Origin of the sequence: Hyalangium sp. (assembly GCF_035629615.1) — a bacterium.
Classification (GTDB): domain Bacteria; phylum Myxococcota; class Myxococcia; order Myxococcales; family Myxococcaceae; genus Hyalangium.
In genome coordinates this window covers 1-10,311 of sequence record NZ_DASPHO010000751.1, presented here as the reverse complement: position 1 = coordinate 10,311, position 10,311 = coordinate 1, and the positions used below count along the sequence as shown (strand labels likewise).

The window sequence follows — 10,311 nt, the reverse complement described above, 5'->3', positions numbered from 1 at the left end:
AGGGCCCGAGCGCAGGCTCTGACGCACACCCCTCCCGTTCGCGCCGAGGCCGAAAAATCGGCCCGCGCGGTGTTGTCAATGGGGCAGTGGCGCGATCAGGAGAAAGCCCCAACTATTTCGGGGGTTTACCTGCCATCCGGGTCTGACATAAGGTCTCCGCCCCGGTGCCCCAGGTGGTCAGGTGTCCGCTGTAGGACAGCTTCATCCGGGAGGTACCCAGCGCCTTGGTGGAGGGCTCTTCAGGCCGTGAGTGACGAGCGTCCGGACGCGCTGCTCAAGAGCGCACTCGAAAAGATCGTCTACTTCGAGGCCCGTGCGGACCAGCTCCACCGTGAGCTGGAGGCGGCCCGGCAGGAGGTCGATCGTCTCAAGCGCGAGCTGGCCGACACGGGACAGCGAGAGATCGTCGCGCGGAGGGCGCAGGCCGAGCTGGAGGTGCTCGTCAACCGCGCCCACGCGGAGCGGGACGAGCTGGCGCGCATCAACAAGGCGCTGCGAGATGAGCGCACGCAGCTCATGGGCAAGCTGCTCGATGCCACCCGCATCCACACCTCGGACCACGCTCGCGATGACGTGGACGATGACCTCGGCATTGACCTGGCGTCCTTCATCTCGCAGCTGCGCAGCGAGGCGCTGAATCAGTCGAGCTCGCCCGCTGCGTCCGCGGTGGAGGCCCCGGTCATCCGCAGCACTCCGCCGCCCGTCGCCGCGAGGCAGGCTCATGAGTGGCCACCTCCGCCCGTGCCGGATGGGGACGAGCCCCTGTTCCCCTCGGGGATGCACGGGTTCGCCGTGGCGGCGGCGGTGGCCCCCAAGGTGGCCTCGGTCGTGGCGGCGTCGCCGGTGGTGCAGCAGGCGCAGCGCTTGTTCCTCGAGGGACGGCTGGGTGTGAGCCCGCAGCAGCTCGCCGAGCTGTCCGGGCAGATGGGGGCTGTGGGGAGCGCGGACGAGACGCTGTTCGGCTTCTCCGTGCGAGAGCTGTCCGCCGCGAATCCCGCCGCGCGCGTCCGTGCCGCGGAGCGCCTCAGGTCCCTGGCCCTGCCCGCTGCCGCTCCCGCACTGGCCACCGCGCTGCACGGCGAGACGGATCCGGCCGTGCAGGTGGCGCTCCTGCAGACGTTCGCCGGACTGTGCCGCGGGGAGGGCGCCTCCGTCGTCTCGCCGCTCCTGGCGTCACCCGTGGCGGAGGTCCGCATCTCCGCGCTCAAGGCCCTGCTCTCGCTGGCGCCCGACGAGGCCGCGCCGCATCTGGCCCAGGCGATGAAGGATCCGGACCGCGCCGTGCGCCGCCGGGCCTCGCTGCTGGCGCTGGGGCTGGAGGGCGCGGCGGCACGGCGGCTCGGCGAGGAGGCCATCCACGACACGGTGCCGGAGGTGCGCGCGCTGGCCGCGCTCGCGCTGGGCGCTGCCAATGGAGAGGGGGCCCGCACGCTGCTGCTCGAGGCGCTCATGGACTCCGAGCCCCGCGTGCGCAAGGCCGCCGCGCAGAGCCTCTCGCGCATCCTCGGCCAGGATGTCTCGTCCATGGTGGGGCTGGATGAGCCTCAGCGACGCAGGGAGATCCGCCGGCTCGCCGCGCTGCCCGTGCAGCCCGTGCGTGCGCCGCTCGTGGCTCGCCCGGCGCCAGCGGCCGCTCCCGTCGAGCCCGTCTCCCCAGCTCCCGCCGTGGCCCGCGCCCCCGCGCCCGTTGCCGCCGCGAAGCCCGTGACGCCGCCGCCTGCTCCCGCTTCACCGGTGGCTGCGAGCGTCGCTCCCGCGCAGCCGCCTCCCGTCCCTGCGGCGACGCTCGCGAGGTCCGTCCCGGCCTCCGCTCCCGAGCGCTCCGGCCCCGTTCGCGCCGCCCTGGCTGTCATGGGCACCCGGTCCACCCCCGCGGTCGCCGCGCCCGAGCTGAGTACCCCCGCGGCGCGCCCGGGTCCCTCGCCGGTGGAGGCGCTCTGCACGTCGCTGATGGCGGACATCCGCGCGGCCATCCGGGGACGATCGATGGGAGAATTGACGTCGGCGCTCTCCGCTCCCGTGGAGCTGGCCCAGGAGGCCTTGACGCTCCTGCTGGCGCGGGGCGCTGTGATACGGCGGGGACACAAATACTTCGTGGCATGACGCCACGTCGCCGCCCCATGGATTGATCGAAGGGTTCTCGATGGAAGTTCCGACCTACACAGCCAAGCAGGTAGCCGAGATGCTCGGCGTGTCCGCGAAGGAGCTCTCCGAGGCGCTGAAGAAGGACGCCTATAGCCCGGATGACTTGTGGGAGCTGCGCGCGACGCTGCAGAAGTACCCGACGGTCATCAACCACCGCCGCCAGCTCTTCCTCAACTTCAAGGGCGGCACCGGCAAGACGTCCCTCTCCAGCTCCTACGCGTGGCGGCTGGCCGAGCTGGGCTATGCGGTGCTCCTCGTCGACCTGGACAGCCAGGGCCACGCCACCAAGTGCCTGGGCTACGAGGGCGAGGACTACGCGAAGACGCTCCAGGACGTGCTGGTGCGCAAGGCGCCCCTGGCCCAGGTCATCCAGAAGTCCACGCTGCCCAACCTGGACTTCGTGCCCTCCAACCTGAGCATGTCCACGGTGGACCTGGCGCTGATGCCCATGGCCGGCCGCGAGTTCAAGCTGCGCAACGCGCTCCGGGAAGTCGAGGCCCAGTACGACGTCATCGTCTTCGACGCGCCGCCGTCTTTCGGCCTGCTCAACCTCAACGCGCTGATGGCGGCCAATGACTTGTTCGTCCCGGTGCTCGCCGACTTCCTGTCCTTCCACGGGCTCAAGCTGCTCTTCGAGACGGTGCAGAGCCTGGAGGAGGACCTGCAGCACGTGCTGGACCACGTGTTCATCGTGGTGAACGCCTTCAACGCCACCTTCAAGCTGGCGAAGGAGGCGCTCGAGGCGCTGCAGACGCACTATCCCGAGTACCTGCTGCCGACCATCATCCGGCAGTGCACCAAGTTCGCGCTGTCCTCCAGCGAGGGCCGCCCCGTGTTCGTCGCCGACCCGAACTGCAAGGGCGCCACCGACATCCAGGCCATGATTGACCACGTCCTGCCGCTCATGGCGGCCAGCTCGCCCAAGGCCGGCGCCAAGGCCACCAAGGCCACCAAGGCCACCAAGGCCAGCTGATCTCTTCTCCTACCTCCTTCTCCGCTCCTTCTTCGCTCCCTGTCCGCCCATGAAGAAAGCCTTTGAACAGAACGTGTCCCGCGCCAAGCCGCGTGTCCGCCTCGGCGCGCTGACGGGCCTCCTGGAAACCTCCGACACCGGCGAGACTGCCGAGGCCGTCGAGGCAGCGTCCGCGCCTGCTGTCGCCGAGGCTCCCGCGCCCGCCGCGCCCGATCTCTCCGCCGAGGTCCGTGCCCGGATCGAGCGTGCGCGTGCCCCCCGTCCTACTGCCGCCGAGGCCATCGACGCCGCGCTGCGTGCGCCCTTGTCTCCGCCCGAGGCCCAGGCGATGGCCGCCGTGCACACCGAGGTGTTCGGTCCGAGGGTGGAGGCTGCCACTCCGCGCGTCACGGCCGCGGAGCCCGAGCCGGTGGCTGCCGCTGTGCTCGCTGCGCCAGCCGAGGTGATGGTGGCACCAGTGGCGGCACATGTAGCAGCGCCCATGGCGGCGCCCGTGGCCCATGGGAATGCGCCTGCGACAGAGGTCGAGGTGCAGACGCCGCCCACGCCGGTGGAGGAGCTGGACGCGGATGCGCGGCGCGAGCGGCTCAAGGAGCGGCTCAAGGCGGTGCGCGAGAATCCACGCCAGGAGCCGCTGCCCGCCTCGGTGTCGGAGGCGGGGATGCGGGCGGTGGAGCGCATCAACGCGCTGCAGACCGAGCTGACCCGGATGAAGGGGCTGAACCTGTCGCTGACGCAGGAGCTGGAGGCGGCACGGCGTCAGTCGGAGAAGGCCACGGAGGAGGCGCGCCTGAGGATGGACGAGGCGCGGCGGCTGGCGGGAGAGATGGAAGCCCGAGTGAAGCTGCTCGGCGACCTGGAGCGCGAGCTGGCGTCGCTGGAGGGCGAGCGAGACGAGGCGCTGCTGTCGCTGCAGGAGTCTCGGCAGGCGCTGCACGCGGCGGCCACGGAGCGCGCGGAGCTGGAGACGGAGGTGGCCAAGGGGAAGAAGGCGTTGGCCGACAGTCTGTCCGAGGAGGAGCGGCTGGCGGCGGAGCTGGAGAGCGCCAAGGATGAGGCCGGCTCGCTGCAGCGCGCGGTGGACACGCTGAAGAGCGAGCGCGACGTGCTGGCACAGCAGGTGGCGGCGCTCACGGCCGAGCGCGCAGAGCTGCTCGAGGCACGCAAGGCGCTGGAGGCGGTGCACCGCGCGCTCAGCCAGGCCTCGGTCCGCTGAGCCGTTCAGCTCCTGCTCGCCCAGAGGGCAGGGCGGCAGTCCGCCGAGGCAGTCGCTGAGCATGAGGCACGGCGGGGCGCGGCACGAACCTGTATGACAAGCATACAGGTTGGCATGGGCTGCGCCCGGAGCGGTTACCGGGCATCAGGCTCGAGGGACTCAGCGGCTGCCGCCAGGGATGCGCTCCTGTGGGAGGCTCTCCAGGTACTGCAGCGCTGGGGTGAGCGAGGGATCTGTCTGTGCGGTGGCCCGCAGGCTCGCGAGGAGTTCGGTGCGAGCCTGCCGGTGATCCCGGCGCTCGGCGCGGAGCTCCGCATCGGTGCTGAGGGGCATGTGTCCGAGCGCGAGATCCAGGTTGTACGTGCTCCGGCCCGGATCGCCCTCCACGGGGTGGGCCTCTACCGCGCGGACCAGCCCGAGGAACTGGTCCCCGGTCAGCCCCAGCGTCTGGGCGCGCTGGGCGAGCGTCACCCCATCCGCGGTGGACAGGCTGTAGGGCGCCAGCCGCGCGACCTCCTGCACCTGCTCCGCGGAGAGCCCCAGCCCCTGGCGCAGGAGCTGGATCTGGTCCGGATCCGCATGCTGCAGCCCATCCATCAGGTTCGAGTCCCCCAGGCCGATGGCGCTCAGGTGATCACGCTGGGCCTTGCGCAATTCCCGGTTCGCCTGGTCGTTGGCGATGAGGTCTCCGGTGCTCGACACCAGCCCGCCCACCGCTACGAGGCCTGCTCCCCAGGGACCGAGCGCCGCATACCCGAGCCCGGAGGCAAACGTCATCAGGCTCCCCGTCAGGGTCAGCGCATCGCCCGCCAGGCCCAGATTCCGCCCAGTGCCCGCGGGGGCCTTGAGGTGGCCCGTGTAGGAGAGCGCGCTCGAGAGGGCTCCCAGCAGCGGCCCCGCGAACTTGTTGAAGGTCTCGACCTTGGCGGCCCCACGGAGCAGCGGCCCCCCGCCTGCCTTGGCGGAGTTACCCGTCTCCGCGAGCGCACCCGCAACGCTCCTCAGGGTCGAGGGCGTAAGGGCCGCGGTGGCCGAGCTCGCATCCGAGAGCCACTTGAGCTGGGAGTCGAGCGAAGTGGAGGTCCCCGCACCATGCACCGCGTAGAGCAGTGAGAGCGCGTTCCACTTGTCCCCGAAGGAGGGCGGCAGGTCGGCCTCGAAGGGCTTCAGCGTCCCATCGGCGATGCCCTTGAGCGGGTCCATGGTGCCGTGGAAGTTGGGGCCGGGCAGCTTGCCCGGGGGCGGGGTGCTGCTGAGCGTGGACAGCTTGCGCAGCGCTCCGTCGAGGTTCACCGAAGGGTCAACCAGCCCCTTCCACGGCGCCAGCACCTCTTCCGGCCGCACGCTCCCGGGAGGCTTGCCCAGCATCGAGGCGCCGTAGAACGGCAGCGACTCGCCGAGCACCTCGTTGGTGAGATCATACCCGCTCATTGCCTTCACAGCGAAGGGATCGGCCGCGAGCGGCGCGCCGAAGCGCAGCACAGCCTCTGCCTCGGGCGTGCCCGCAAGCGCCTTCATTCCCTCGAAGACGGGCCCTGCCTGTCCTCTGTCAGAGATGGCTGCGAGCACCTCCACAGGGTGCTGCTCGAACACCGCGGCGAGCTCACGCTGGGCGGCGGCCTGGTTCGCGTACACCGTCTTGTGCTTGGGATCCGCGTGGAACGCCTTCACGTACTGCTGCACCTGCTGTTCGGTGAGCGCATCCCCGAAGCTCGCCAGCTCCAGGGCCAGCTGCTCGTCAGCCTCCTCCGCCTTGCTCGTGGCGTCGGCGAGCTTCACCTGGGCCACACTCACCTGCGCGGCCGTCGCGTCCACTCGGGCGTAGACATCACGATTCGGGATGCACATGGCGTCGGCCACGGTGGTCCACGGATTGGGACCGGCCTTTCCTCCGACGGCGACCGCCTCGTGCCGGTTCACCCGGAGATCCAGCGCCCGGTACGAGAGCGTTCCCCGATCCAGCGAGGAGGTCAGCGCGGCGGCGAAGGTGGCCTGGTCCTGCTTGAGCTCACGCGAGCTCTGCACGAGCGCCTTGTGCGCTTCGGGCTTCATCCCCGCAGGGGGCAGGCCCGGCAGCGGCTCTACCGCCGGCCCGTGCGCGAAGAGGTGCTCCGCCACCAGGTCCATTCCCAAGGCGTTCGAGCGCACCAGCGAGGAGGGGTTCTGCGGAGCCGAGCCCGGCTTCTGCAGCTCGGACATGTAGGCAGCCACGTAGGCCGGGTCCGACTTGTTGCGCTCGAGATCGGCCATCACGTTGCGGGTATAGGTCCGCGCGGGCGCATTGGGCGCGGAGGGAGGCTTGAACTGGGAGGCGGGGATCTGGCGCGCGAGGGCCGCGTCGCTCACGGCGCGCTGCTGGGAGGGCACCGAAGAGGTGCCCGGGGAGGTCTTCGTGGAGGCACTCGCCGAGGTGCTGGGTGCAGTGCTCGGGGCCGCGGGCGCCAGCACTGGCTTCTTCGCCTTCGCCGACGAAGGCTTCGCGGAGGAGGCCTCGAAGCTGCTCACCTCCTCATTCCGCTGAGCCGAGGTGCGCTGAGGTGCAGGAGCCGGCTTGGAAGTGTTGGGGGTTGGGGAAGTCTGCGGGGTGCCCAGATTCTGCTCGGTCTTGGGAACCCACTGGCCACGTCCACTCTCGCTGATCTCCATCTTCGGCTCCTTCGGGCCCACGGTCAGAAATACCGGCCTCGCGTAATGAACGTGGAGGGCCGGAAACCTTACGTGGCGCCGCGAAGGAGCCGCCCGGGAGGCGCAGCGCACCCTGTGCGCCTCCCCAGGTTCCAACGGTTTACGCGGAGGTGATGGTGCCGTCCTGCACGCGGAGGGTCTGCGTGCTGAACTTCCCCTGCAGCTCCGTCGTCGTCCGCTTCGTGTAGTCCTTGTGGACCTCGGAGCTGGGGATGAGGTGGTAGGTCGCCAGCAGCTCGTTGGGCTTCACCTCCACCACCACGAAGCCGTGGCTATCAGACTCCGAGAAGACGAGGTTGGGGTTGGCCGCCTGCAGCGTCTGGTCCGTCTCGGCGGCGATGTAGCGGTAGATGGGGCTGCCCTGCGCGAAGCCCGCGCCCAGCACCGCCGTGCCCGCCTCCTCCTTGATGGAGCCGGACGAGATGGCCGGGGCCGTCAGCGTGGGGACACCCTCCTCCACCGAGGCGAACGAGGCGTGGATGTCGCCGGAGAGGAAGACCGCGTTGGTCGAGTTGTCCTTCACGTACTTGAGCAGCTCCTTCTTCTTCGTGGGGAAGCCGTCCCACTGATCCGTGGTGAAGTAGAAGCGCTGGCGCAGCGAGGGGTCCGGGATGTCCGTCTTGGCGCGCAGATCCAGTATCAGCGCGGAGAAGGACACGGAGCTGACGATGAGCTTCCAGGTGTTGGTGCTCTTCACCTTGTCCCTGAGCCAGGTCTCCTGCTCGGTGCCCAGCGCGTTCTCGCTGCTCGTCTGCGTGGCCGCGTAGCGGTAGCCCGCATACAGATCGTAGGTGTCCTTCACCACGATGTTGCGCACGCCCCGGACGTCGAACGGGTTCAGCTTGCCCATGTGCACATAGGCCAGGCCCCGAGGCTTGTCCGCCGGGGAGATGACGAGCGCCGCGGCCCCGGCCTGCGTCAGCACCTGGTTGATGTAGGCCAGCGCCAGCTTGCCCTTCACCCAGGTGTCCGCCTGCGCCGCGGCCTCCTGCTGCGTCAGCCCGGCCTGGACCGCGATCGCCAGATACGCCTGCCGCAGCGTGCCCTTGTGCTGCGCGTACTCCACCGCATCCACATCCACGTACGCGAACAGCTCCGAGGTGAAGGCCGGCGCCGCGCCGACGGCCGTGAGCACCGCCTGGTCCATCACCACCGTGCCCGGGAAGGCGTCCTCGGGGATGATGTGGTCCGGCCGGTAGGTGCGGTAGTCAGCGACGATGAGCTTGGCGTGCTTGCCGTAGTCGAAGTCCCGGTAGATGCGCGTGTTGGGGTACTTCGGCTCGGCGTCCACGTCGATGGTGCCCGTGGACGAGACGCCCACGGCGTCGATGGGCAGGTACTCGAAGAAGGCCTGCTCCGCGTAGCGTCGCCGCTCGTCCTGCTTCTCCACCTGGCGCCCGTTCGTGTACGTCGCGTTCGAGCCCCAGCAGTCGTTGGAGAACTCGTGGTCATCCCACATGTTGATGAACGCGTAGCGCTCGTGGACCTTCTGGATGATGGGGTCCGTGCGCAGGTTCTTGTAGAGGTCGCGGTAGTTGGAGAGCGACTGCGCGGCGTAGTACTGGAAGACGCCGGTCTTCTGCACCAGCGCCTCTTCGGGCTTGCTGAAGATCACCTCGCGCAGGGTGTTGGTGGACTGGAAGGCCGGGTCGCCTGTCGTCTCGTAGATGTAGTCGCCCAGGAAGATGATGGCGTCCACGTCCACGTCCAGCTGCACGAGGCGCTGCCAGGCGTTGAAGTAGCGCCCCACGTAGTCCTGGCAGCTGGCGACCACGAACTTCACCGGCACGTCGTCACCCGGCGCGGGTGCCGTCTTCGTGCGGCCCACCGGCGAGATGAAGCGCTCGCCATCGTGCTCGTAGATGAAGCGGTAGTAGTACGTGGTGCGCGGCTGCAGGCCCGTCACCTTCACCTTGAGGGCGTTGTCATGCGCGGCCAGCGCCTTCAGGCCCTGCTCCTGGACCACGGCCTGGGCGAAGCTCTCGTCCGGGGAGACCTCGAGCGTGAGCGTCGTGTCTCCGCCGTGCTCGGAGTCCACCGCGCGAGTCCACAGCACCACGCTGTCGGGACGCGGGTCGCCGGAGGCCACGGACTGAGGGAAATAGGCGCGCGACTGCTCCGCCTGCTGTTCGGTCGTCTCTTCGTCGCTGCATCCGAAGGCAGTGGTCGCCGCGACCGCGACGATGGACTGCAGGATGGTGCGGCGTTGCAGTTTCTGGGACAAGGAATCCTCCAGTAAGGCCGGGCCAAGGGGCCTCCGGCGCGCGCAGAGTACCGCCCGCGCGTCACGAGGGGAAATGGGGGAGTGGCGAGCCGCGGAGGCGGCCAGGGTGAGGCCCGCCGTGAAGGGCAGGCGACTACGGCTTGTCGCGAGCCACGGCGCCTTTGACGGAGGCGAACTCGGGCGGCAGCGGAGGCTGCGCCAGCTCCTTGGGGTTGGCGGCCAGCTCGGGGAAGTCCTCACCGCCAGGCGCGGGGGAAGCCGAGCGCTCGAGGAACGTGACGAGCCTCTTCACGCGCTCCACCTTCTGGGGGTGATTGCCGAAGCTGTTGCCCCTGTCGGGGATCTTTCCGATGAACCGGACGTACTCCCACGGGTTGTACCCGGCGGAGATGAGCAGGCGGACGGCTTGCTCGTCCGCGTCGAACTCGTCGTGCTCGCCGAAGCCTTGCGCGACCAGCTTGTCCATCAAGCCGCCTGCCAGGTTGCCCAGCAGATCGATGTCGTGGTCGAGGTCCAGCGCGCCGGCCACACGGTTCACGGCCCCCTGCACGCCCGGGAGTGCTCTCTGGGAGAGCTGCGAGAATCCCGAGACGAACTTGCCCCCATTGCACTGAGAGACCTTGACCTGGTTGTACCGGGTCAGGGCGTGCTTGCTGGTGATGTGGGCGATCTCGTGGGCGAGCACTCCGGCGAGCTCCGCCTCGTTCTCCAGGCCCTGGAGCAGCCCCAGGGTCACGAAGACGTAGCCGCCGGGCGCGGACGTCGCATCGAAGGCCTTCTCGTTCTGGAGCACGCCGAAGGTCCACTGCAGCGTGGGCCGGGGAGACTGTGCGCCCAGGTTCCGGCCGACGATGTTGAGGTAGCGCAGGAGCGGCTCGTGAGTCTTGTCCACGGGAAGCAGTCCGCCGCCGCGCTGCACCCAGTTGAGGGCCACGGCGCCGCCCAGCGCGTACTCCTCCTCGATGGGGACGGGGGCGTTCAGCTGCTCGCACTCGGGAGAAGTCCTGTTCCCGGTGGCCACGGTCTCCATCGTGCGGGCGACACGGGCGCACGACAGCGTCAGCAGTC

Annotated in this window: 7 protein-coding genes; 4 read left to right on the top strand and 3 right to left on the bottom strand. The window is 69.5% G+C overall.

The window, feature by feature from the left end; all coding sequences use genetic code 11:
* The first annotated feature begins 246 nt into the window (after positions 1–246).
* Genes VD972_RS37580 through VD972_RS37570 form a run of 3 tightly spaced genes read left to right on the top strand, consistent with a single transcriptional unit; the run spans position 247 to position 4,334 of the window.
* A complete protein-coding gene (locus VD972_RS37580; protein ID WP_324993644.1) occupies positions 247–2,103 on the top strand; it encodes a HEAT repeat domain-containing protein in 1,857 nt (618 codons plus the stop codon).
* Positions 2,104–2,143: 40 nt separating this feature from the next.
* Positions 2,144–3,118: a ParA family protein gene (locus VD972_RS37575; RefSeq protein WP_324993643.1), complete on the top strand. Its 975-nt coding sequence runs from the start codon at positions 2,144–2,146 to the stop codon at positions 3,116–3,118.
* A gap of 49 nt (positions 3,119–3,167) precedes the next feature.
* Positions 3,168–4,334 carry an extensin-like protein gene (locus VD972_RS37570; protein ID WP_324993642.1) on the top strand — a complete coding sequence of 389 codons (1,167 nt, stop codon included), beginning with the start codon at positions 3,168–3,170 and terminating at the stop codon, positions 4,332–4,334.
* A 159-nt stretch (positions 4,335–4,493) separates the two neighbouring features.
* On the opposite strand, the gene VD972_RS37565 is transcribed toward VD972_RS37570, so the two are convergent.
* Positions 4,494–6,680, bottom strand: a complete 2,187-nt coding sequence (locus VD972_RS37565) for a hypothetical protein (protein WP_324993641.1) — start codon at positions 6,678–6,680, stop codon at positions 4,494–4,496.
* 28 nt (positions 6,681–6,708) lie between these two features.
* Between VD972_RS37565 and VD972_RS37560 the strand changes: the two genes are divergently transcribed.
* On the top strand, positions 6,709–6,855 hold the full coding sequence (locus VD972_RS37560) for a hypothetical protein (protein ID WP_324993640.1): 147 nt from the start codon (positions 6,709–6,711) through the stop codon (positions 6,853–6,855).
* 264 nt (positions 6,856–7,119) lie between these two features.
* On the opposite strand, the gene VD972_RS37555 is transcribed toward VD972_RS37560, so the two are convergent.
* The gene (locus tag VD972_RS37555) at positions 7,120–9,243 is read right to left on the bottom strand and encodes an alkaline phosphatase D family protein (protein WP_324993639.1); all 2,124 of its coding nucleotides are present in this window, start codon (positions 9,241–9,243) and stop codon (positions 7,120–7,122) included.
* Between the two features lie 133 nt (positions 9,244–9,376).
* Positions 9,377–10,311 (bottom strand): M48 family metalloprotease (locus VD972_RS37550; protein ID WP_324993638.1); only part of this gene is annotated, 935 nt, incomplete at its 5' end.